Below are 22,975 nucleotides of genomic sequence, written 5' to 3' on the forward strand. Positions count from 1 at the left end.
CTCCTCAGCTTTGCATCGGGCTTAGGCGTTGCACAGGCTCCGCCGCAAGTCTCTTGCACGACGTAGCGTCAGTTTATCGCAAGTGTTTTGCAGATTGCCCCGCAAATGCGCTGCAAACTTCTGCAAACCCTCGTGGTTTATGCAGATCACACTGCATAGCGCAGAGGTTTTGCAAACTTGCTAACCCTGACGTGCAAACCCGCTCCCCCAACAGATCGCCTCAGCCGTAGTGCTCTACAGGTGTGCCTGCCACCGCTGCCATATTCAAGAGACCGCGCGGCGTAACACCCGAGGTCACAATATGCGCGCGGTTGCCCATTCCCATCAGGATCGGACCAACTTCAAGGCCACCACCCTTCATCTTGAGAATGTTGCGCACCCCCGATGCCGCATCGGCATGGGCAAAGATCAGCACATTCGCCGCCCCATCAAAACGCCCTTGCGGCAACAGCCGCTCGCGCATGTCCGGGTCCAGCGCCGCGTCAACATTCATCTCGCCCTCATAGGCAAAATCATGCGGCTCCGCATCCAGCAGCGCCATCGCCCCGCGCAACCGCTTGCCCGACCCTTCGGCCTGATTGCCGAATTGCGATTGCGAGCAAAAGGCGATCTTTGGCTCGATCCCGAACCGCCTGACATGACGCGCCGCGCCTCGCGCAACCTCGGCCACCTGCTCAGGCGTCGGCGTGGTCCACACATGCGTATCAGCGATAAACAATGGCCCGTCTTCAAGGATCATCATCGAAAGCGCGCCATGCGGGCGATAGTCCTCGGTGCCAAGAACCTGCGTGACATAGTTCAAATGCCAGCGGTATTCCCCGAAGGTGCCGCAAATCAGGCTGTCAGCCTCGCCGCGATGCACCATAATCGCACCAATCGCCGTGGTGTTGGTGCGCATTATGGCACGCGCCAGATCGGGCGTGACCCCGCGCCGCGCCATGATCTTGTGATAGCTGCCCCAGTAGTCGCGATAGCGCGGGTCATTTTCCGGGTTCACGATCTGAAAATCCCGCCCCGGCCGGATCGCCAGCCCGGCCCGCTCACATCGCGCCTCCAATACTTCGGGTCGCCCGATCAGAATGGGCTGCTCGGTGGTTTCTTCCAAAATCGCCTGCGCCGCCCGCAAGACGCGCTCGTCCTCGCCCTCGGCAAAAACGATACGCCGCGCCGCACTGCGCGCGGCGTTGAACACCGGGCGCATAAGCAGCGCTGATTTGAACACCGACTGGTTCAGCTTCTCGCGATACGCCCCCATATCGTCGATCTGCCGCGTCGCCACACCGCTCTCCATCGCCGCCCGCGCCACAGCCGAAGACACAACCCCCACAAGCCTTGGATCAAACGGTTTCGGGATCAGATAATCACTTCCGAACGTCAGATGCTCGCCCTTATAGGCCGCCGCCGCCTCGGCGCTGGTGGTGGCACGTGCAAGCTCGGCAATGCCGTCGATACAGGCAAGCTGCATCGCGTCGTTAATCTCCGTCGCACCCACATCCAACGCCCCGCGAAAGATGAACGGAAAACACAGCACGTTGTTGACCTGATTGGGAAAATCGCTGCGCCCGGTGGCAATAATCGCATCCGGCGCAACCGTCTTCACCTCATCAGGCAGGATTTCGGGCGTGGGATTGGCCAGCGCAAAAACAATCGGCTGCGCGCTCATCCGCTTGACCATATCGGCTTGCAAAACCCCCGGCCCCGACAGCCCAAGGAACAGGTCCGCGCCGTCAATCACCTCGTCCAGCGTCCGCTTGTCACTGGCCTGAGCATAGGCCGCCTTCTGCGGATTCATATCCTCTTCGCGGCCTTCATAAACCAGCCCGTGAATATCGCAGAGCCAGACATTCTCGCGCTTCACCCCCAGCTTGAGCAACATGTTGAGACAGGCAATTCCCGCCGCTCCGCCACCCGTGCTGACAATCTTGATGTCCTCGAATTGCTTACCCGCCACATGCAACGCATTGGTTGCCGCCGCGCCCACGACAATCGCCGTGCCATGCTGGTCATCATGGAACACCGGAATATTCATCCGCTCGCGACAGAGCTTTTCCACGATAAAGCAATCCGGCGCTTTGATATCTTCCAGGTTGATCGCCCCGAAAGTCGGCTCCAGTGAACAAACAATATCGGCAAGTCGTTCTGGGTCGGATTCATTCACCTCGATGTCAAAGCAATCAATCCCGGCGAAATTCTTGAACAAAACCGCCTTGCCTTCCATCACCGGCTTGGACGCCAACGCCCCGATATTGCCCAGCCCCAACACCGCCGTTCCGTTGCTGACCACCGCGACAAGGTTGCCCCGCGCGGTATACCGCGCCGCTTGGCTGGCATCGGATTTGATCTCAAGACAGGCCTCGGCCACGCCAGGGGAATAGGCCCGGGCAAGGTCACGGCCATTGGCCAACGGCTTTGTCGCGCGAATTTCCAGCTTACCGGGCTTGGGAAACTCATGATACTCCAACGCCGCCTGACGCAGGGTTTCCTTGGGGTCTCTGGACATGTGCAGCCTCTCGGGAAAAATTATAGTTTAGCATTAAACTATATCGTGACGTAGGGGAAGGCGGTGTTTCGTCTCAGCCCTCCATCCTTCCTTTCACCGACATGTTGCAATTGAATGAACTCCCGCGCAAACTTGCACCTCAAGGGAGCTCACTAATGACCACGCAGCCGGGGGAAACACGCGCGGAAATACGCCTACCGACACAGCATTTGCGTGACGACATCCCGTTTTTCACCGCCACTCTGGGCATGCGCATGGACATGATCTATCCCGCCGATTCCCCGACCGTTGCCGTGTTTTCCGGCCATGGCCTGCGCTTGCGCATCGAAAAAGACGCGCCCGACCCACCCGGCACCCTGCGCATTCTAACCGACCGCCCCGACAGCTTCGCCAACGGTCAGCGCCGCCTCACCGCGCCCAATGGCACGCGGGTTGAAATCGAACCGCTTGATCCGCCGCTGCACCTGCCTGAAACGGTGCATTCCTTCGCCGTGCGCCGCCTCGCAGACGAGGCCCCATGGGTGATCGGACGCGCCGGAATGCAGTACCGCGATCTGATCCCTGACCGGCTCGGCGGGTCGATTATCGCCAGCCATATCCGCATCCCCGATGCCGGCCCCGTGCCCGACATGGTGCATTTTCACAAGGTCGGGTTTCAACTCATCTTCTGCATCTCCGGCTGGGTCGATGTCTTATACGAAGATCAGGGCGGGCTGCGTCGGCTCTACCCCGGTGATTGCTTTATCCAGCCCCCCGAAATCCGCCACCGCGTGGTCGAAGCAAGCGAGAACCTGCAAGTCATCGAAATCGGCGTGCCCGCCGAGCATGTGACCGAAATTGACCACGATATGACGCTCCCCACCCCGACAGAGCGCCCTGACCGGCTGTGGCATGGCCAGCGTTTCGTGCATGACATCGGCAAGTCTGCCGCGTGGGCACCCCATCGCCTCCCCGGATTCATCGCCCGTGACACGACGATCAACGCCAACACCGGCGGCGTGGCCGGTGTCTGGGTTCTGCGCAAGGGCAATGGCCCTCCGGTTTGGAGCCGCCATGACGCTGACATCTACTTTGCCTATGTCATGGCAGGCGAGGTTACGCTGCAAGGCGACGGGCACTCACCGCAGGTCTTGAGCGAAGGCGATGCTTTCGTCATACCCCCCGGAATGACAACCCGCCTTTCCGCGGCTTCGGACGATTTCGAACTGCTCGAAACCGCCCTGCCCGGCACATTCAATATCCAAACGGAGACCCCATGAGCGACCTTCTCGATGCCGCCCGCGCTGTGCGCGAAAATGCCTATGTGCCCTATTCTCATTTCAAGGTCGGCGCGGCAGTTCGCGGTAAATCCGGCACCATTTACGTTGGCTGCAATGTCGAAAACGTCGCCTACCCCGAAGGCACCTGTGCCGAAGCGGGCGCCATAGCCGCAATGGTCGCTGCGGGCGAAACCGAGTTGAGCGAAGTCGCCGTTATCGCCGACAGCCCCGCGCCGGTGCCCCCCTGTGGTGGCTGCCGTCAGAAACTGGCCGAATTCGGCGCGCCGCACACCGCCGTCACGCTCGCCACCACCGGCGGACAGGCAAGCAGCCACACAATCGGCGAATTGCTCCCCGGTGCCTTCGCGCTCGACCATATGGAGCATGCCGGAAACGGTGACACCTGATGGACGCACGACAGATCATCGCCCATCTGCGCGACGCAAAGCCCCCCTCGCGGGAGGAGCTGACATGGTTCGCGCGCGGCCTCGCCGATATGTCGGTCTCAGACGCCCAAGCAGGCGCCTTTGCCATGGCCGCCCTTCTGCAAGGGCTGGGCGAAGAAGGCCGCGTGGCGCTGACGCTCGCCATGCGCGACAGCGGCGACGTGCTGCAATGGGATCTCGACAAACCGGTGCTGGATAAACACTCCACCGGCGGTGTCGGCGATTGCGTCAGCCTCGTGCTGGCCCCCGCGCTGGCCGCTTGCGGGGCCTACGTGCCAATGATTTCCGGGCGCGGCCTTGGCCATACCGGCGGCACGCTGGATAAGATGGAGGCGATCCCCGGCCTGCGCACCGATTTCACCGAACCGCAATTCCGCACCGTGGTCCAAGAGGCCGGCGCCGCCATCGTTTCTGCCTCGGCGCATATCGCGCCCGCCGACAAACGGCTCTATGCAATACGCGACGTGACGGCGACAGTGGAAAGCCTCGATCTGATCACCGCCTCGATCCTGTCCAAAAAGCTGGCGGCAGGGCTTCAGGGCTTGGTGCTTGACGTCAAACTCGGCTCCGGCGCGTTCATGAAAACCCATGACGAGGCACGCGCGCTGGCCAAAGCCTTGGTGACGACCGCCAATGCCGCCGGATGCCCGACAAGCGCGGTGATCTCGGACATGAACCAGCCCCTCGTGCCATCGCTCGGCAACGCTTTGGAAGTGGCCGAAGTGATGCGCGTGCTCTGCGGTACTGCGCGCGGCCCCCTTGTCGAGCTGTCGTCCGCTTTGGGCGGCGTGGTTCTGGCCAATGCGGGCCTTGCCAAAGACGTCGAAGCCGGCGCAAACGCAATCGCCGAAGCCATCCGCACAGGCCGCGCCGCCGAGGCCTTTGCCCGGATGGTCGCGGCCCAAGGCGGCCCGGTGCAGTTTGTTGAAAACTGGTCGCGCTTCCTGCCCGAAGCTAACGTCATTCGCGAAATCACGGCGCAAACCTCCGGCTATATCGCGCATTACGAAGGCGAAGCGCTCGGGCTATGCGTCGTCGGCCTCGGTGGTGGCCGACAGGTGGAAAGTGACGTGATCGACCCCGCCGTCGGCCTGTCAGACCTCTTGCCGCTTGGCACCAAGATCGCCAAGGGCCAACCTATCGCGCGCATCCACGCCGCCCGCGAAGACGCCGCCACCCGCGCCGAGGCCGAATTGCAGCGCGCGATCAAGATTACGGCCAAAGCACCCGCCCTGCCTCCACTTATCCATGAAAGGGTCGGTTGATGCCTCTTCGCGCTTCACAACGCGGGCTTGTTCCGGGGCCACTTGCCGCCTGCCACCAGCGGTTTCGGGCCAAGCCCGGCGCGGGACGAGCCAAGCCATGACCCGCGCATTCCTTGTTGTCATGGACTCGGTCGGGATCGGCGGCGCGCCAGATGCGGATCAGTTCTTTAACGGGCCCCTCCCTGACACCGGCGCAAACACGCTTGGCCACATCGCAGCCGCCTGTGCTGCCGCGCAGGCCGAGAATGGCCGCAGCGGCCCGCTTCACCTGCCAAACCTCGCGGCTCTCGGGCTGGGGGACGCCACCACTCTGGCAAGCGGTTTCGAGACCTCCCTCCCTCCCGCCACTACCGGCCTGTGGGGGCGGCAACCGAGGTTTCAAAAGGCAAGGACACACCCTCTGGCCATTGGGAACTCGCCGGCGTTCCGGTGCCTTGGGACTGGCACTATTTCCCCGACACAGAACAGGCCATCCCCGATGACCTGCTCGCCGTGATCCGCGATGCCGCTGGCACCGATGGTACACTCTGCAATCAACATTCTTCGGGCACAACCGTGATCGAAAAGCTCGGTCAGCGCCACATCGAAACCGGCTGGCCCATCGTCTACACCTCCGCCGACAGCGTGCTCCAAATCGCCGCGCATGAGCATCATTTCGGACTGGATCGCCTTCTCGACCTCTGCAAAACACTCGCCCCGACGTTTCACGCGCTCAAAGTTGGTCGCATCATCGCGCGCCCCTTCGTCGGCGCCCCCGGCCATTTTGAACGCACCGCAAATCGCAAGGATTTCGCCATCGCCCCGCCTGCGCCCACGCTGCTCGACTGGGCACAGTCTTCGGGCCACCCAACGCATGCCATCGGCAAAATTGGCGACATCTTCTCGATGCGCGGTATCGACACCCACGTAAAAGGCACTGATGCCGAGCTGATGGCACAGCTTCACCAGCGCGTGGATGACGCCCAAGACGGCGCGCTCACCTTCGCCAATTTCGTCGAATTCGATAGCAAATACGGCCACCGCCGCGACGTGTCTGGCTATGCCAAAGCGTTGGAATGGTTCGATAGCGAACTGGGTCACCTCCTGTCGCGCCTGCGCGATGGCGACCTGTTGCTTATCACCGCCGACCACGGCAATGACCCGACATGGCAAAGCACCGATCACACCCGCGAACGCGTGCCGGTCCTGATCGCCGGGCGTGGAACAGGATCACTAGGCCAAATGGCCTTTGCCGACATCGCGGCCAGCGTCGCTGACCACCTCGGCCTGACGGAACGCGGCGCAGGAGAAAGCTACCTATGAGCTGGCAAAACATCCCAAAAGTCGAATTGCACCTGCACCTCGAAGGTGCCGCCCCCCCGAGCTTCATTCGCGGCTTGGCCAAAGAGAAGAAAATCGACATATCCGGCATTTTTACGGACGACGGCTCCTATGCTTTCCGTGATTTTCCGCATTTCCTTCAGGTTTACGAGGCCGCAACCAGCGTTCTGACCACCCCGCACGACGTTGGCCGCCTGACTGCGGCCGTGCTCGACGACCTCGCGGCACAAAACGTGGTCTATGCCGAAACCTTCCTTTCCCCCGATTTCTGTGGGGGCGGTGACATCCACGCTTGGCGCGACTACCTGGCCGAGATCGAGGACGCCGCCACACAAGCCGAAAAAACCCATGGGCTCACCCTCAAAGGCATCATCACCAACATCCGTCACTTTGGGCCGGATGCGGCCAAACCCATCGCGCTCTGCGCTGCCGAAACGGCGGGCGATTTCATCCGTGGCTATGGCATGGGCGGCGATGAAACGGTCGGCAAGCAAGGTGACTACGCTTGGGCCTTTGATTGCGCCCGCGAGGCCGGATTGCACCTGACAACCCATGCCGGTGAATGGGGCGGAGCCGAAAGCGTCCGTCAGGCGCTTAATGATCTCAAGGTCGAACGCATCGGCCACGGCGTTCAATCCTGGCACGACCCCGCGCTTGTCGAACGGCTGGCGCGCGAGGGCATCACCCTCGAAGTCTGCCCCGGCTCCAACATCGCCCTCGGGCTTTATCGCCACTGGCACGATCACCCGATCGAACGCCTCCGCGAAAGCGGCGTTGCCGTCACGGTCAGCACCGATGACCCGCCGTTCTTTCACACCACCATGACGCGCGAATACGAGGCGCTCAATAAAACCTTCGGTTGGAACGAAGAAGATTTCGCCTATCTCGCCACCGAAGCCCTTGACGCCGCCTTCTGTGACGGTGAAACCAGAGACCGCATCGCCAAGCAGCTGGAGCCATCCGATGAATGAACACCTGACAGTCGTGAAACACCCCCTCGTGCAACACAAGCTGACGCTGATGCGCGAGAAAAGCACCTCGACCGCGGTGTTCCGCCAGCTCCTGCGCGAGATCAGCCAGTTTCTCGCCTACGAAGTCACCCGCGAATTGCCGATGACCACCAAAAGCATCGACACCCCGCTCTGCGAAATGGACGCCCCCACGCTGGCTGGGCGCAAACTGGCCCTGATCTCGATCCTGCGGGCCGGGAACGGTCTCCTTGACGGGATGCTCGAATTGGTGCCCTCCGCGCGCGTCGGCTTTGTCGGGCTCTACCGCGATGAAGAAACGCTCAAACCCGTGCAATATTATTTCAAAGTGCCAGCACAGCTCGATGAACGGCTCGTCATCGCGGTTGATCCGATGCTCGCCACCGGCAACAGCTCCGTCGCGGCGATTGACCTGCTCAAAGACGCCGGCGCCAAGAATATCCGCTTCCTCTGCCTGCTCGCCGCCCCCGAAGGGGTCGCCCGCATGAAAGAAGCGCACCCCGATGTGCCCATCGTCACCGCCTCGCTGGATGAGAAGCTGAACGAACTCGGATACATCGTTCCGGGCCTTGGGGATGCCGGTGACCGCATGTTTGGGACGAAATAACCTGCATTTCCTCTCAAAAGTTAACTGAAAGCCGCTTTACTCGATAGTCATATTCGGGCAATCTACCCCTACATCTTGTGGGGGCAGGACATGATTTTTAAACGAGTACTCGCGATTTCAACGATCGCAACAGTGATGGGCCTGACATCTGTATCGGCCCAATCCCTTCGCCAAAGCGAAATTCCGGCCGAATTTCCGCCGGCATCCTTCAAAGGCAAGCAATATGTCGACAGCCGTGGATGTGTTTATATCCGCGCTGGCATCGACGGGCTGACCAACTGGGTGCCGCGCGTCACGCGGGATCGCAAGGTTCTCTGCGGCTACCAACCAACATTGGCCAAAAGCGCGACCAAGGCTCCGGCTGTGACCAAGCCCGTAACAACCGCGGCCGCGCCCGTGGTGATCACGCCCGCAGCGCCCGCCGCCAAACCGGCCGCCGCGCCCAAACCGGCCGCCGCCACACCACCCAAGGTCAAACCAGTGGCCAAGCCGGTGCAGGTTGCCAAACCCGCCGCAGCGCCCAAGCCCAAGCCAAAGCCGCGCAAAGTGGCCAAGGCCCCGGTGCGCAAACCCGCACCCGCACCCCGCAAGGTTGTTAGAAAACAGCCCGCCGCACCGGCGCCCGTCGTGGTTCAGGCCGCACCGGCGAAACCCGCCGCGTCCGCCAACACACGCACCATGCGCGTGACCACCTGCAAGGGTGTGAACGGGGTCAGCCGCTATTACACCGGCGTCAGCACAGACCGCCACCCGGTCCGCTGTGGCCCGCAAACCGAAGCGGTCGTAACAGTGATCCGTCGCGAAACGGTCACCGTTGTGCGCGATGGCAAACCGGTCAACGTCAAACGCCGTGTCGTGCGGGTTCAACCCGTGGCACCGGCCCCGGCTCCGGCTCCGGTGCTCACCGGCAAAACCCGCATCGTGCCGCGCCACGTCTGGGAACAGCAACAGCGCGACAAAGTGCACAGCCCAATTCCCGATGGCTACCGTGCCGCTTGGAACGATGGTCGCCTGAACGAGAAGCGCGCGCATCAGACAATTGATGGTGCCTATGCAATTGATCTCGCCTGGACCCGCACCGTGCCGCGCAAGCTCTATGTGCGCTCAACTGGCCGCGTCGTGACCGATAAATTCCCCGGCCTGATTTACCCTTATCACAGCTATGACGAAATGCGTGCAGCCGGCTTCGACGTGATCAACCCCGGCCCCGGTGTAAAGCTGCAAAAGCCACGGGTGATCGTGCGCAAAGCTGCACCGCGCAAGAAAACCTATGTCGCCACCAAAAAGCCAACCAATGTTGCTCCCGCTCCGCAGGCCAAGCGCAAGCTCAAAGCCACTGCGACCAAGGGCCGCTATGTTCAGGTTGGCACCTTTGGGGTCGAGGCGAACGCCCGCAACTCTGCCTTGCGTCTCAAGCGCATAGGCCTGCCCGCGCGTCTGGGCAAGCTGGTCAAGGGCGGCAAAACCTATCGTATCGTGATCGCCGGACCCTTCGCGCCGAACCAGATCGGCACGGCGCTCAAGAAAGCGCGCTCCGCCGGGTTCCGCGACGCCTTCGTGCGTTAATGCCGGGCAAACGATACATCGAAACGACTATGCAAGGCGGGGGTTTACCCCGCCTTTGCTTTTTGGCGGGACGGAAATCTTCCGCGGCCTAAAAGATCGCCTAAACCAATCCGCGCCACTTCAGCACCAAAGCCAACAACGCCGCGATCAATAAAGCGTTGAGCGCAACGCCCCGCAGCACGCTCAGCCAGAAATCCTTGCGCCGTTCCTTGATGTTGATCTGGTCTAGATGCGCGGCAATCCGGTCGTGCGCGGCACTCACCTCACCCGCATCCACCCGACGACGCAGCTTGGGATGGCCCTGAAACTCCATCGCCTTGCCAATCAATTCGGCATCCGCCTTCACCCGGCGCGGCAACCCGGCTCCGGCCTTGCGCAACCGTTTAACCAACGGCCCCTTACGCTGCCCGAACTTCTTCTCCAGCCGCGTGTCCAGACCGCCAACCAGCTTAACTATGTCCTGCGATTCGCTCATGCGCAGGAGGTTATCGTGTTTCACCCGCCTCTGAAACGCGCATTGCCCCGCCTTCGCCACGGCGCTATTCCTGCAGCATGCTCAACACGATCCCCCATGGCTCCGCCACCGACAAACCACACCTTCTTATTGTCCACGGCCTGTTCGGCTCTGGCCGCAACTGGGGTGTCATCGCCAAACGCCTCTCGGATGAGCGCACTGTGGTCGCGGTCGACATGCGCAACCATGGCGCCTCGCCGCGCTTTAATTCGCAGAGCTACGAGGACATGGCCTCCGACCTGGCCGAAGTCATCGAGGCCCAAGGCACGCCCATGGATGTCATCGGCCATTCAATGGGCGGCAAAGCGGCAATGGTGCTGGCCCTCACCCGCCCTGATCTGGTCAACCGCCTGATCGTGGCCGACATCGCTCCCGTGGCCTATGCCCACACACAGCAGCACAATATCGACGCCATGCGCCGGGTCGACCTCAACAGCATCACGCGCCGCTCCGAAGCCACGGCCCAGCTTGAGCCGCATCTCGACGACCCCGCCCTTGCGGCGTTCTTTTTGCAATCTCTTGATGTGGCCGGTAAACGTTGGCGCCTCAACCTCGACGTGCTTGAGCGCGACATGGACAAAATCCTGTCCTTCCCCGCAATCGACACGCAGTATGACGGGCCAACCCTCTTTCTCTCTGGCGGCGCGTCAGACTACGTCACCCCCGATACGCGCCCACGCATCAAAGCGCTCTTCCCCGAGGCCCGCTTCATGAAAATTCCGGGCGCGGGCCACTGGCTCCACGCCGACAAACCGCGCGAATTCGAAGCCGCCCTGCGCGGTTGGCTCAATCTCTGAAACCCGTCAAAGATTGCTGATCTGCTTGGCCACAAGCCAACTCGCCGGGATCGACACAAGATACCCAAGCAGCGCGGCAACCAGCAACGGCTGCAAGGTGTCCCACCCCATCGTCAGCGCCACGACCATGGCCACCCCGGTCAGCGTCGAACCAACAAACAGATGCACAATAAAAGCAAGCCGCAACATGTGAATTTCCTTCTTTGTCCCAAGGCACGTTTCGCCGGGACAATGCCGTCAGCCCGCCTCCCTGTCCTTGATCTGTATCAGACCGCACAAGGTCGCGTCAAAAGCCCGTGAGAGGCCTCAAACAGCCAAATACTGCTGCGAAATCTCGGGGTTTGCGTCCAGTTCGGCAAAGCTGCCATCAAACCGCAAGCCACCCTTTTCGATGATGATCGCCCGGTCCGACACGGCCCGCGCAAAATGAAGGTTCTGCTCGCTGATCAACACCGACAGACCCTCACTCTTCAACTCCGCGATCACCCGCGCCATCTGCTCCACGATCACTGGCGCAATCCCCTCGCTCGGCTCGTCCAAAAGAACCGCCTTGGGGTTGCCCATCAACGTGCGCGCAATGGTCAACATCTGCTGCTCGCCCCCCGACATTTGCTTGCCCAGATTGGCACGCCGCTCGGCAAGGTTCGGGAACAAATCGAACAGATGCTCCAAGGTCCACTCCGGTGCCCCCTCGCGCCGCGGCCTGCGCCCAACCTCAAGGTTCTCTTCAACCGTCAGATCGGGGAAAATCCGCCGCTCCTCGGGGACATAGCCAAGCCCGGCACGACAAATCATATGCGGCGGCAATTTCATCAAGGATTGCCCGTCATAACGGATCTCACCCGCCTTGCTCGCCACCAGCCCCATGATACATTTCATCGTCGTCGTCTTGCCCGCGCCATTACGCCCCAAAAGCGCAACAACCTCATGCTGCCCAAGGTCAAGATCAACCCCGTTCAAAATCTGCGCCCGCCCGTATCGCGCCGTCAGAGCCCGCACCTCAAGCATCCGCCGCCTCCTCTTCTGCGTCGGCAAACAACGTGCCCCCGCCCAGATAAACCTCCTGAACCAACGCACTCTCGCGCGTCTCCGGCCCGGTGCCCTCAAAAATCAACTGCCCCCGGTTCAACACCAAAATCCGATGCGAATGGGCAAAAACCACGTCCATGTCATGCTCGGTAAACAAAACGCTCACACCCCGGTCCGCCACAATGCCTGCGGTCAGCTCCATCAATGCGATCCGCTCGCTCGGGGCCATCCCCGCCGTCGGCTCATCCATCAACAACAGCGCCGGATCATGGGCCAGCGCAATCGCCAGCTCCAGCCGCTTCAAATCCCCATAAGCCAGCTCGGAACACGCCCGCGCCCCCTGCTCGGTCATCGACACAAGATCCAAAAGCGCATCCGCCTCATCAACATAAGCCCGCGTCGCCCGGCTCAGCACATCAAACATCTTGCGATGATGCGACAGTAGCGCCATCTGTACATTCTCGCGCACCGTCATCGACAGGAACGTGCGCGTAATCTGAAACGTCCGCCCCACGCCCATCCGCCAAATCCGTCGCGGCCGCTTCCCGACAAGCTCCTGCCCTTCCAGCTTCACAGAGCCCCGGTCAGGGCGCAAATACCCGCCCATCATGTTGAAACAGGTGGTCTTGCCCGCCCCGTTCGGCCCGATCAGCGCCAAAAACTCGCCCTTGGCCAAATCAAACGACACATCCGACACCGCGTCCAATCCGCCAAAACTCTTGGACAACCCGCGCACCTCAAGCACATTCATGCCGCCCACCTCTTCATCTGACTGAAAATATCCCGGGGGGTGCGGGGGGCTGGCCCCCGCTCCTGTTCCGGCCACATGCGCCAACCTCGGCCATCATACCGCGTCCTCCGCGTCCCGCCGCAGGCCCAGCTTGCGCAACAAGCGCTCCACACCCCCGGCAACCCCATCCGGCGCCACCAGCACAACAATCAAAATGATCGCGCCAAAGATAAAGCGCCAGTAATCCAGCCGGCTCACCCAATCCTCGATCAACACAAACGCGCCTGCGCCGAAAATCGGTCCTGCCAAGGCATGTATCCCGCCCAATAGCACCATGATAAGCCCGTCAACCGACTGGCTGATCCCCAACGCATCGGGAAACACCGACCCTTTTGAAAACGCAAATACCGACCCCGCGACCCCGGCCACGGCGCCTGCCAGTGTAAAGCCCATCCACTGATGAAGCTTCACATCCATGCCAATCGCCTCGGCCCTCACATCGCTGTCGCGTATCCCGCGCAAGCCATAGCCAAAGGGCGAATGCGCCACCCGCCGCAGGAACAGAATGCCGCCGATACACAGCACGAAAGCGATATAGAAAAACACCTGATCCGACTCGGCCCATTTTGCGGGCCACACGCCCAGAATGCCATCATCCCCGCCGGTAAACTCCTGCCATTGAAAGGTGACCCCCCATAGGATTTGCGCCGCCGCCAGCGTCAACATGGCAAGGTATACGCCCGACAGGCGCACACAGAACCAACCAAAGAACAGCGCCGCCGCCGCCGCCGCAACCGGCCCCATGATCATCGCCGGCACCATCGAAAACCCTAGGAATTTTACCGCCATCGCCGCGCCATAGGCGCCCACGCCGAAATACGCGGCATGGCCAAAACTCACCATGCCCCCCAACCCCATCATGAAATGCAGCGACACCGCGAACAAAGTCGCCACCATCACATCAACCAGCAAAATGGTCGAAAACTCGCTCACCACCGCCGGAGACAGCGCCAAAGCAAAGATCAACGCCATCAAAACCATCGCCGCACGTGGCGACAACAGGCGCAAAGGCGCTTCCGGGTCTTCGGGGCTGCCGTGTTCGCTGCCCGGCTTACCGAACAACCCATAGGGGCGCACGATCAATACCGCCGCCATCACGATAAACGGCAACACGATCGAGATTTGCGGGAAAATCAGGATGGCAAACGCATTCAGAACCGAGATCAAGATCGCCGCCACAAACGCGCCGCTGACTGACCCCATGCCGCCGATCACCACCACCACAAAGGCCTCGCCAATCACCGACAAATCCATCTGAAGGCTCACGGCCTCTCGCGGAATTTGCAACGCGCCGCCAAGGCCCGCCAAAGCAGCGCCCAGCATGAAGACGCCCGAAAACAGCCAGGCCTGATTCACGCCCAGCGCGTCTACCATCTCGCGGTCTTGCGTGGCTGCACGCACTAAAACACCCCAGCGCGTGCGCTTGAACAACAGCCATATCGCGCCCAAAACAACCGGCCCGATAAAGATCAAGGCCAAGTCATACTCCGGTATCGGCTCGCCCAATATGCGCACCGCCCGGTCCAACCCCGGCGCACGCGGGCCCAGAAGGTCCTCGGCACCCCAAATCGCCAGCGTCGCATCCTGAAAGATCAGCACCACACCAAAGGTCGCAACCAGCTGGAACAGCTCCGGCGCGTGGTAAATCCGGCGCAGGATCGTCACCTCGATGATCAAGCCGACCACCCCGACAATCACCGCCGCCGCCAGCACCGAAAACCAGAAGCCAAAGATGCCGCCCTGCATCGTCGTCACCAGCGTATAGGCGATATATGCGCCCACCATATAAAACGAACCGTGGGCAAAGTTGACGATCCGGGTGACCCCGAAAATGATCGACAGCCCGCAGGCGATCAAAAACAAAGACGAGGCATTCGCCAGCCCGGTCAGCAGTTGTGCGATGTAAAATCCCATGGGTCAGTCCTGTCCGCTCGCATCCCCGTCCCGAGCTTCCGCCGGGACCTCTTGCCTCGCTACGGGCGGCCCCGGATCAAATCCGGGGCGCGTCCCACATTTTTCATAAACGCTACGCGATCATTCAGCCGGGCGAAGCTTCATCGCTTCTTCTTCGCTCGGGAGATAATCCGCACCATCTGCATAGGCCCAGTCAACCATCATGCCCTTGCCATCCTTGTTGGCAGTCAGGCCCACATAAGCCCCCATGGTTGATTGATGATCCGCCGCGCGGAACATGAACGGACCAGTCGGGCTCGTCGGGATCTCAAGCCCCTCCATCGCCATCCGCAACGCCTCGGTCTCGGTCGATCCGGCCTTTTCCAAAGCCGCCTTGATCGCCAGAACCGAGTTATAGCCCACGATCGAACCGGTCTTAGGGATCTCGCCCCAACGCGCTTCATAGGCGGTGCGGAACGCTTTATGCGCTTCGGTGTCGATTTGCGCCGCCGGATAGCCGGTCACGATCCAACCTTCTGGCGCTTCGGCCCCCAGCGGATCAAGGTATTCCGGCTCCCCACTCAAAAGCGACACAACCGAGCGTCCCTCAAACAGGAACCGCAAGCTGCCTTCACGCACAAACTTGGCAAGGTCGCCGCCAAAGGTCACGTTATAGATCGCATCCGGCTTGGCCGCTTCCAGCGCCCGAACCGTTGACCCGGCATCAATCTTGAACACCGGCGGCCATTGCTCGGCCACGAATTCAACATCGGGCTGCAGTTTGGTCAGCTCTTCCTTGAACGCCTTCACCGCGTCCTTGCCATAGGCATAGTTGGGCGCAACCGTGGCCCATTTCTTCTTACCCAGCTTGGCCGCCTGCTCGGCCAACATCGCCGCCTGCATGTGCGTCGAAGGCCGCAAGCGATAGGTGTATTTGTTGCCCTTGGACCAAACGAGCGCATCGCTCAAAGGTTCCGAGGCCATGAACAGAACCTCTTTCTGCTTGGCAAAATCCGCCACCGCGAGGCCAATGTTGGACAGGAACGTGCCAAACAACATCACCGCCCCCTCTTTCGAGGTCAGCTCCTCGGCAATTCGGATCGCCGTCGCCGGATCGCCGGTGTCGTCGCGGCTGATGATCTCCAACATCTTGCCGTTAACACCACCTGCGGCGTTGATCTCTTCCATCGCCAGCATCCAACCCTTCTTGTAGGGCTCGGTAAAGGCGGGCAAACGGGTATAGGAATTGATCTCACCGATCACGATCTTGTCCTGCGCCTGTACCGCACCAGACATCAAGCCCAGCATCGGCAGCGCCGCAAGAGCACCTAGCAATTTGCGTTTCGTCAGTCTCATGTCACATCTCCCTGTGATCTGTCAGTCTATTGTAATCTTTTGTTTTTCTTCGGACTTTTGCCAGCCCGCTTTTTCTTTCCAACGTCGTCGCGCGGCATCTGCGACGGGTCTTGTCTTCTTCTGGCTTTGTCTTTTGCCGCTAGCCAAACCGGCTCGTTCATCGTTCCTTAAATACGGGCGCCGCGGGCATCGCCCCGGCACTTGCTCCACCCAGCCTCAAAAAATTTGCAGTCGGCGCAAACCGGAAGGGGCACTATGGCAACGCATGCTCATCTCAAGCCGTCTTTGCCCTCCGCGTCCTTCGCTTCCAACCCGCCCACGCGCGGCAATGGCCGCCCGCTATCGGTCACAGCCACGGCCACCATGATCTCATTCGCGCGCGGCGCATCGTTCAGCATCACTTCGATCCCGTCAAAATGACTGCGCACATAGGCGGCATCCTTGTGGCCCAACGGCACATCCAGAACCTGCCCGGGGCTGCCCATCTTCTTGGACGACGGCACAAGGGCCGCGCCCTTCTCAACCGCCTGTCGCAAAGGTGCGCCCAACTTGGGGTGCAAGATCGCGGCGGCATGTTCCAACTCACCGTTCTCTCCCACCATGGCCGATTTGCCATAGGATTCCGCCGCCTCCGGCGCGATCCCAAGCGCTGCGACACAGCGTTCCCCCAACACGCCACCCAACTCGGCACCGATCTCCATCAGCGGGCTCAGGTCCTCGACATATTTTCCGGCGAACGGGTTGGCGATCACCGCCACTGCCACCGCTTTGCGTGTCGCCGGTGAAATCTCGCGCCCCATCTCGCGGCGGGTCTCTTCAACCGTAACAACCAGTTTGCGAATTTCTGCGCTCATCTCAGCCCATCCTCTCCGGTAATATCTGCCGCCGCCAATCCACCGGCGCGGTTATGCACCCGTGCGCCGTTGGTCATCACCAGGATCAACGCCATTTCATCCGCTTTGGGCGCATCATTGCAACCCACTTCGATTGAATCAAAATGCGAGCGTACATAAGACGCCGTGACATGGGTCACCGGCACGTCAAGCCGCGCGCCAACGCCGCCGACTTTCTTGGTCGACGGCACAATCGCTTTTGAGCGGTCCGCCCCAAGCAATTCACGCATCGCATAGCCGCCCGGCGCATGCCAAAGCGCGCCGTGCTCGACCTCTCCGGCACTGCCGACAATCGCGCCCTTGCCATATCCTTCGACGTTTTCCGCGCCACCAAGAAGCGCGATCAACCGGCCCGCCATCTGAACACCCAGCGGCTTCAACTCTTCCATAAAGGGCTGAATATCCGGCACATAGCTCCCCGCAAACGGGTTGGTGATCACCGCCATGGCCCAGGCCCGGCGATACGGCACCTCCACAGGCGCGCCGCCCTCGTGCCAGATTTCCTCAAGGCCTTCGATGGTTTTTCTGACCACAAGCTCAGACATGTTCAACTTTCCTTTGTTCCGTTCTGGCAATCTGTCCAACGATCCGCGTCTGCCCTCTGAGGAACAGCGCCGCCGCGCCGATCAATCCTTGCCGCTGCATATCTTCGGCCAGTTTTGCGCCACGCGCCAGTGCCCGTGTCACCTCTTCGCGATCCAGCGCGCCGACATGCGCCACAACCCGGCGCTCTCCCAAGTCGCTGTCGTCCTGCAACGCCTCGGCCGCAACGCGCTTTATGGCGCTATGTCCGGGCAAATCCACTGCATTGGCAATAAGCGTCGCCGCCACATCCGCCGCGGCCGCATCCTTCGCCAACACCGTGACACTCTCGGCGATCCCGAACGACAGGCTTCGTCCGCCTTGTCCGCTCGTGGCCACACCGCCGATCCCATCACGCGCGCCGATCTCCACCGCGCCCAATCCCGTTCCGTCAAGCCCTGCGATGGCAAGGCGAAACACCTCACCCCGAACAAGGTAAAGTGCGATATCACCCCCATTGTTGACATAGGCCCGGTGCAGGCCCGGCACCTCCGTCATCGCAGCCAAAACATGATCCGCCACCGATCCGGCCACGGCTGCCATAGGCGTGACAAATCCCCGATGGCACGCGACCGCCTCGACCATCCGCTCGGCCACCGGGCTGTTCAGCCCCAAGGGCGGGCGGACACCATACCACCCGTCACGCTTCAGGCGATCCAACACCGCCACCAGCCCTTCCAACACCCCATCAAACGCCGCAAGAGCCGCTCCATAAGCCGCATCCCGTGCGCCCTTGGCCCCGATAATCAGGTCAATGGGCCCGTGCTGCACATGCAGGCGCCCGTCCGGCAATATCGCGTGGTGAAATGTCAACGGCTACCCCAGCGATAATGCGCGCGCGCATTCGGATCATGCCCCGGCTCTGCCGGGCCAACCCGGCGCACCGTGTCGCCAACCACCGTGTCGACTGCGCGAATTTCTTCCATATGCCCGCCCAGCGCCTCATAATCGCTCACGCGCATGGTGAATTCGATCGGCGCGACAATCGCCGGCGTTGGCACGTAACCAAATGAATTCGTTGGCATCTCCATGACATCCGCCATCACCGTGATACCACCGCCCGGCCAGAGATAGGCTTCCGCCCCGCCACAGCTCACCCGTGCTAGAGATCGCGAACCGACCGCGTCAATCGAACCGGATTTTCGGTCACACCGGCGCGCAAACTGCCGCCCGCGCCGCCCATGAACAGCACCGAACACACCGATGGCTCGCAATTCTCGGCAATCCGCTCGGCGCTGGCCTTAACGGCTTCCGGCGCCTCTTTCGGTTGCGGCTTCAACTCACTGTCCAGCTCGAAATAGGCCCATTGCTCACCCGTGGTCGACACCATGAACAGCCGCAGCCCTTCCCACGCCTGCCCCGGCTTCCAGTCACCCAGAATTTTCAGCGGATCATCAATATCCGTCCCGCCCCAGCCCAGCCCCGGCTCGGCAACTTGGAAATAGCGCCCCGGAGTCGAGCGGCGACCGTTGATTTTGATCCCCGTCGGCGGAACGCCCAAAACCTGCCCGGCTTGGTGTTCGCTCAATACGCCGGTGATATGGTCATCAACCACGACCACCTCGTCGACAATGTCACGCCACTGCTTGGCGAACATCCCAATCGCTGCCGAGCCACAGCCAACCCGCATCAGCGTCTCGCGCTGGCCGTTGATGATCGGCGCCTCTCCGGCTTGCACAATCGCTTCCGTGGCGTGCTCGCCCTCGCCAATCACCATCGTGACGGCCTCGCGATTGCACAGCTGCATCAGCGCGTCACAGGTCACGCGCCCCTCTTTCTTGGACCCGCCGGTCAAATGCTCGACCCCGCCAAGGCTCAACATTTTCGAGCCATACTCAGAGGTCATGACATGGCCAATCGGCTCGCCATCCACGCGCACGATATCACGCTCTTCGCCAATATGGCGGTCGGTGTCGATCTTCACCTTCGCACCGCAGTACGAGAAAATGCCCTCGGTCACCACGGTGACCATATCCACACCTTCAATCTCTTGGCTCACAATGAATGGCGCGGGCTTATAGTCTGGATACGTCGTGCCTGCACCAACAGCCGTTACAAACCGGCGCTGGCCCTTGACCACGTCACCATCCCAGTCGCCGGCCTCATCCCCGGCAAGAAACGGAACAAGCTTCTCGGAGGTGCTTTCAATTACCGTCAACGGATCAAGCCGGACAAGCTCACCGGCATGGTTGGCATAACGGTCACAGGCCCCGGATTTGCCGTCGGCGATAAAACACATCACCGGGCAGGCATCACAGCGGATTTTCTCCGATTTCACTCGCTCACGCTCCATTGCCACCTCCCGTATCGGTTTCTTTCAAAGAAACCGTGAAAAATCCTCCGAGGATTTTTTGCCGACCACCACGCCGACCATCGCGCAGCCAATTTTCCTCAAAGGAAAATTGACCGAATTCTTCGAAAGAATTCGCTGCAAAATCAGCCATGTGCCGCCTCCATTGCTGCCTTGAGCCGCGCCGGCGTCACCGGCAAGCGCCGCATCTGAACACCCGTCGCATCGCGGATCGCATTCAAAATCGACGGCGCCGTCGGGATCAAAACATGCTCGCCCAACCCCTTGGCCCCATAAGGCCCATGCGCATCCGGCTCTTCGATAATCAGCGTCTCAATAGGCGGAATATCTCCAATCGTCGGGATCAGGTAATCATGCAGGTTCTCTGTCCGTCCCGGCAGATATTCCTCCATCAAAGCCATGCCCAGCCCCTGCGCAATACCGCCCTCAACCTGCCCTTCAACCAACAACGGGTTGATCGCCAGACCCAGATCATGCGCCGCGACAAACTTGACCGGCGTCACAGTGCCAAGCGCCAAGTCGACCTCAAGCACACATAAATGCGCCGCATAGCCAAACTGTGCATAAGGCTCGCCCTGCCCGTTGGCATCCAGCGGCTTGGTCGGCGGGTCATAGCTCTCTTCCGAGCGCAACACATACCCCTCGCCGTCCGCCTCCAGCGCCGACAGGAATATCTCATGCTCGCGCTCGCCGTCGCGCACCAACAAGATACCCTCACCCGGTATAATCTCCGCGTCCGGTCCGGCGTTGGCCCGTTGCAGAATATCCGCCCTCAAAGCCTCTCCCGAAAGCCGCGCCGCATTGCCCGACACAAACGTCTGGCGCGACGCCGAGGTTTTCCCGGCATCGGGCGTCACATCCGTATCACCGCCGATAATATCCAACGCCGCAACCGGCACGCCCAACGCGGTAGCGAAAATCTGCGCGATAACCGTATTGGCCCCTTGCCCGATATCCGCCGCGCCCTGGTGCAGCTTTATGCGCCCATTGGCCCGCACACCCGCCTTGATCGTCGACGGGTTGGGCAACGACGTATTGCCACAACCATACCAGCCCGCCGCCACACCGACACCGCGCCGAATATTGCCCGCCTTGGCATTCACCCGCTCGGCCTCGGCCCGTTCGCTCTGCCATGCCGGGCGCAACGCCTCAAGACAGGCCTTGATGCCCACGCCTTGCGAAAACACCTGCCCGCACACCGTCGGCTCGCCATTGGTCAAAGCGTTGCGAATACGAAACTCAAGCCGGTCAATCCCCAGCTTATCCGCCAATTCGTCAAACAGGCTCTCCTGCGCCACCGCCGCCTGCGGCACACCAAAGCCGCGAAACGCCCCCGAAGGCGGGCAATTGGTGTGAATCCCCTTGGCGTCAGACCGGTAATCGTCAACCGAATACGGCCCCGACGCATGCACCGGCACCCGGTTCGCCACGGTCGGTCCCCAACTCGAATACGCGCCCGTGTTGAACAAGCCGTCAAACCGAAACCCGCAAACCCGGCCCTGCTTGTCCGCGCCGATCTTTACATTCATCTCGGCCGGATGGCGCTTGGTCGTCGATTGCATCGACTCATTGCGCTCATAGGTCAGCCGCACAGGCCGCCCGGTTTTAAGCGTCGCCAGCGCCAAAAACGGCTGCACCGACACATCAAGCTTTGATCCAAAACCACCGCCCGTCGCTGTCGGGACCACACGGATCTGATCACGGCCCATGCCCAACACAGTCTCCAGCGTATCAAGATCCATCACCGGCGCCTGCGTGCAGGCAAACACCTCGACCCGGCCCTCGACCATCTGCGCAAACCCCGCTTCCGGCTCGATATAGGCATGCTCGACGAAACTCGTGGTAAACGCGCCCTCGGCCACAACGTCGGCCCGTGCAAGCGCCGCATCGGCATCGCCTTTCGCAACAAACCCGCCGCACATGATGTTCTGTTCGCGCCCCTCATGCAAAAGAACGGCCCCCTCGGCCATCGCCTTGTGCACGTCCTGCGCATCGTCCAGCGGCTCCCATGTCACTGGAAAATCGACCGGATCGAAATGCGCCATAGCTTCGGCATCGCCCACAACGGCGGCCACCGCTTCACCGCGAAACCGTGCTTCCTCGACCGCGAAAACCGGCTGATCGTGGAACCCGGGAATCACACCATAAAGGTTTGCACCCGGCACATCCTTGACCGTCAGAACGCTGACGATCCCCTCGCGCGCGCCAAAGGCTTCAAGGTCGCCAAATTTGAACCGCGCCCGCGGATACGGGCTGCGAATGATCTTCAAGACCAAAGCATCAGGCGGCGCAATATCATCCCCGAATTGCTCGCGGCCATGGGTCTTTGGCCGCCCGTCCAGCTTTTCGATGGCGGCACCGGCATGACCTTCGCCCCCGACGCAGGCCATTGCACCACGATCCTTGCGATCCATCACGGCATCAATGATCTTGGCATAGCCCGTGCAGCGGCACAAAACCCCGCCCAGAGCATCGCGCACCTCGCCTTCGTCCGGCGCCTCATCGCGCCGCAACAAAGCGATGGCCGACACCATCATCCCCGGCGTGCAAATCCCGCATTGCGCCGCGCCCCGCGCCTCGAACCGCTGCGCCAGCGTTTCTGCCAACGGTTCATCCGCCACCAAGCCTGCAAGGGTCTCGACCGTTGATCCCGCCGCCTGCTGAACCGGCATCAAACAGGCACAAACCGGCGCGCCGTCAACCAAAACGGTGCAGGCGCCACAATCGCCAGCATTACAGCCAACCTTCACATCCCGCGCGCCCAACCGCTCGCGCAACGCTTCAGACAAACGCTCCCCAACGCGCGGCGCAACCGATACATCGCGCCCGTTCAAGGTAAATTCTGTGGTCAATTCCAT

Annotated in this window: 19 protein-coding genes and 2 pseudogenes; 8 read left to right on the forward strand and 13 right to left on the reverse strand. The window is 61.3% G+C overall.

From position 1 onward, the window contains the following. Nucleotides 1–220 precede the first annotated feature (220 nt). Entirely contained in the window at nt 221–2,500 is a 2,280-nt protein-coding gene (locus tag N4R57_16900; protein ID UYV36656.1) for an NADP-dependent malic enzyme, read from the reverse strand. A 155-nt stretch (nt 2,501–2,655) separates the two neighbouring features. Between N4R57_16900 and N4R57_16905 the strand changes: the two genes are divergently transcribed. The 7 genes and pseudogenes from N4R57_16905 (at nt 2,656) to N4R57_16935 (ending at nt 9,952) form a co-directional block, all read left to right on the forward strand. Beyond that, nucleotides 2,656–3,759 carry a cupin domain-containing protein gene (locus tag N4R57_16905; protein UYV36657.1) on the forward strand — a complete coding sequence of 368 codons (1,104 nt, stop codon included), beginning with the start codon at nt 2,656–2,658 and terminating at the stop codon, nt 3,757–3,759. Next, nucleotides 3,756–4,166 (forward strand): cytidine deaminase, encoded by a 411-nt coding sequence (locus N4R57_16910; protein ID UYV36658.1) that lies wholly within the window; start codon nt 3,756–3,758, stop codon nt 4,164–4,166. The genes N4R57_16905 and N4R57_16910 overlap by 4 nt, the downstream gene beginning before the upstream one ends. Further along, entirely contained in the window at nt 4,166–5,470 is a 1,305-nt protein-coding gene (locus tag N4R57_16915) for a thymidine phosphorylase (protein ID UYV36659.1), read from the forward strand. The genes N4R57_16910 and N4R57_16915 overlap by 1 nt, the downstream gene beginning before the upstream one ends. Before the next feature lie 97 nt (nt 5,471–5,567). Then, a pseudogene (locus tag N4R57_16920) lies at nt 5,568–6,772 on the forward strand (phosphopentomutase). Then, entirely contained in the window at nt 6,769–7,761 is a 993-nt protein-coding gene (locus N4R57_16925; protein UYV36660.1) for an adenosine deaminase, read from the forward strand. Before N4R57_16920 ends, N4R57_16925 begins: the two are co-directional and overlap by 4 nt. After that, nucleotides 7,754–8,386, forward strand: coding sequence for a uracil phosphoribosyltransferase (upp, locus tag N4R57_16930; protein ID UYV36661.1), 633 nt, complete (start codon nt 7,754–7,756; stop codon nt 8,384–8,386). The genes N4R57_16925 and upp overlap by 8 nt, the downstream gene beginning before the upstream one ends. A gap of 90 nt (nt 8,387–8,476) precedes the next feature. Next, the gene (locus tag N4R57_16935; GenBank protein ID UYV36662.1) at nt 8,477–9,952 is read left to right on the forward strand and encodes an SPOR domain-containing protein; all 1,476 of its coding nucleotides are present in this window, start codon (nt 8,477–8,479) and stop codon (nt 9,950–9,952) included. 100 nt (nt 9,953–10,052) lie between these two features. Here the strand turns inward: N4R57_16935 and N4R57_16940 are convergent, their stop codons facing one another. Beyond that, entirely contained in the window at nt 10,053–10,427 is a 375-nt protein-coding gene (locus N4R57_16940; protein UYV36663.1) for a hypothetical protein, read from the reverse strand. 77 nt (nt 10,428–10,504) lie between these two features. Here N4R57_16940 and N4R57_16945 point away from each other — a divergent pair, with 77 nt between their 5' ends. After that, complete coding sequence (locus N4R57_16945) at nt 10,505–11,263, forward strand: alpha/beta fold hydrolase (GenBank protein ID UYV36664.1); 759 nt, start codon at nt 10,505–10,507, stop codon at nt 11,261–11,263. A 6-nt stretch (nt 11,264–11,269) separates the two neighbouring features. Here N4R57_16945 and N4R57_16950 read toward each other — a convergent pair whose 3' ends face one another. From N4R57_16950 to N4R57_17000, 11 genes and pseudogenes are all read right to left on the reverse strand, one after another. Further along, nucleotides 11,270–11,452, reverse strand: a complete 183-nt coding sequence (locus N4R57_16950) for a CTP synthetase (GenBank protein UYV36665.1) — start codon at nt 11,450–11,452, stop codon at nt 11,270–11,272. Nucleotides 11,453–11,569: 117 nt separating this feature from the next. Further along, nucleotides 11,570–12,271, reverse strand: coding sequence for an ABC transporter ATP-binding protein (locus N4R57_16955; protein ID UYV36666.1), 702 nt, complete (start codon nt 12,269–12,271; stop codon nt 11,570–11,572). Next, on the reverse strand, nt 12,264–13,043 hold the full coding sequence (locus tag N4R57_16960) for an ABC transporter ATP-binding protein (protein UYV36667.1): 780 nt from the start codon (nt 13,041–13,043) through the stop codon (nt 12,264–12,266). Before N4R57_16960 ends, N4R57_16955 begins: the two co-directional genes overlap by 8 nt. A 93-nt stretch (nt 13,044–13,136) precedes the next feature. Continuing rightward, nucleotides 13,137–14,996 carry an ABC transporter permease gene (locus N4R57_16965; protein ID UYV36668.1) on the reverse strand — a complete coding sequence of 620 codons (1,860 nt, stop codon included), beginning with the start codon at nt 14,994–14,996 and terminating at the stop codon, nt 13,137–13,139. Nucleotides 14,997–15,116: 120 nt separating this feature from the next. After that, a complete protein-coding gene (locus N4R57_16970; protein UYV36669.1) occupies nt 15,117–16,331 on the reverse strand; it encodes an ABC transporter substrate-binding protein in 1,215 nt (404 codons plus the stop codon). A 269-nt stretch (nt 16,332–16,600) separates the two neighbouring features. Continuing rightward, nucleotides 16,601–17,185 (reverse strand): amino acid synthesis family protein, encoded by a 585-nt coding sequence (locus N4R57_16975; protein ID UYV36670.1) that lies wholly within the window; start codon nt 17,183–17,185, stop codon nt 16,601–16,603. Continuing rightward, nucleotides 17,182–17,769, reverse strand: coding sequence for an amino acid synthesis family protein (locus tag N4R57_16980; GenBank protein ID UYV36671.1), 588 nt, complete (start codon nt 17,767–17,769; stop codon nt 17,182–17,184). The genes N4R57_16975 and N4R57_16980 overlap by 4 nt, the downstream gene beginning before the upstream one ends. Then, complete coding sequence (locus tag N4R57_16985; protein UYV36672.1) at nt 17,762–18,619, reverse strand: UPF0280 family protein; 858 nt, start codon at nt 18,617–18,619, stop codon at nt 17,762–17,764. The genes N4R57_16980 and N4R57_16985 overlap by 8 nt, the downstream gene beginning before the upstream one ends. Then, nucleotides 18,616–20,099: pseudogene (locus N4R57_16990) on the reverse strand (6-hydroxynicotinate reductase). Before N4R57_16990 ends, N4R57_16985 begins: the two are co-directional and overlap by 4 nt. Then, nucleotides 20,089–20,250, reverse strand: a complete 162-nt coding sequence (locus tag N4R57_16995) for a hypothetical protein (protein UYV36673.1) — start codon at nt 20,248–20,250, stop codon at nt 20,089–20,091. The pseudogene N4R57_16990 and the gene N4R57_16995 overlap by 11 nt, the downstream one beginning before the upstream one ends. Further along, nucleotides 20,243–22,975, reverse strand: coding sequence for a molybdopterin-dependent oxidoreductase (locus tag N4R57_17000; protein UYV36674.1), 2,733 nt, complete (start codon nt 22,973–22,975; stop codon nt 20,243–20,245). The genes N4R57_16995 and N4R57_17000 overlap by 8 nt, the downstream gene beginning before the upstream one ends.

It is taken from the genome of Rhodobacteraceae bacterium D3-12, from assembly GCA_025916135.1.
Lineage (GTDB): Bacteria > Pseudomonadota > Alphaproteobacteria > Rhodobacterales > Rhodobacteraceae > JAKGBX01.

Coding starts and splice junctions, on each gene's coding strand:
- N4R57_16975 (UYV36670.1), bottom strand. CDS start 17,185: ATGAGCGCAGAAATTCGCAAACTGGTTGTTACGGTTGAAGAGACCCGC.
- upp (UYV36661.1), top strand. CDS start 7,754: ATGAATGAACACCTGACAGTCGTGAAACACCCCCTCGTGCAACACAAG.
- N4R57_16945 (UYV36664.1), top strand. CDS start 10,505: ATGCTCAACACGATCCCCCATGGCTCCGCCACCGACAAACCACACCTT.
- N4R57_16915 (UYV36659.1), top strand. CDS start 4,166: ATGGACGCACGACAGATCATCGCCCATCTGCGCGACGCAAAGCCCCCC.
- N4R57_17000 (UYV36674.1), bottom strand. CDS start 22,975: ATGGAATTGACCACAGAATTTACCTTGAACGGGCGCGATGTATCGGTT.
- N4R57_16900 (UYV36656.1), bottom strand. CDS start 2,500: ATGTCCAGAGACCCCAAGGAAACCCTGCGTCAGGCGGCGTTGGAGTAT.
- N4R57_16940 (UYV36663.1), bottom strand. CDS start 10,427: ATGAGCGAATCGCAGGACATAGTTAAGCTGGTTGGCGGTCTGGACACG.
- N4R57_16960 (UYV36667.1), bottom strand. CDS start 13,043: ATGAATGTGCTTGAGGTGCGCGGGTTGTCCAAGAGTTTTGGCGGATTG.
- N4R57_16925 (UYV36660.1), top strand. CDS start 6,769: ATGAGCTGGCAAAACATCCCAAAAGTCGAATTGCACCTGCACCTCGAA.
- N4R57_16965 (UYV36668.1), bottom strand. CDS start 14,996: ATGGGATTTTACATCGCACAACTGCTGACCGGGCTGGCGAATGCCTCG.
- N4R57_16970 (UYV36669.1), bottom strand. CDS start 16,331: ATGAGACTGACGAAACGCAAATTGCTAGGTGCTCTTGCGGCGCTGCCG.
- N4R57_16980 (UYV36671.1), bottom strand. CDS start 17,769: ATGTCTGAGCTTGTGGTCAGAAAAACCATCGAAGGCCTTGAGGAAATC.
- N4R57_16935 (UYV36662.1), top strand. CDS start 8,477: ATGATTTTTAAACGAGTACTCGCGATTTCAACGATCGCAACAGTGATG.
- N4R57_16950 (UYV36665.1), bottom strand. CDS start 11,452: ATGTTGCGGCTTGCTTTTATTGTGCATCTGTTTGTTGGTTCGACGCTG.
- N4R57_16905 (UYV36657.1), top strand. CDS start 2,656: ATGACCACGCAGCCGGGGGAAACACGCGCGGAAATACGCCTACCGACA.
- N4R57_16910 (UYV36658.1), top strand. CDS start 3,756: ATGAGCGACCTTCTCGATGCCGCCCGCGCTGTGCGCGAAAATGCCTAT.
- N4R57_16955 (UYV36666.1), bottom strand. CDS start 12,271: ATGCTTGAGGTGCGGGCTCTGACGGCGCGATACGGGCGGGCGCAGATT.
- N4R57_16995 (UYV36673.1), bottom strand. CDS start 20,250: ATGGCTGATTTTGCAGCGAATTCTTTCGAAGAATTCGGTCAATTTTCC.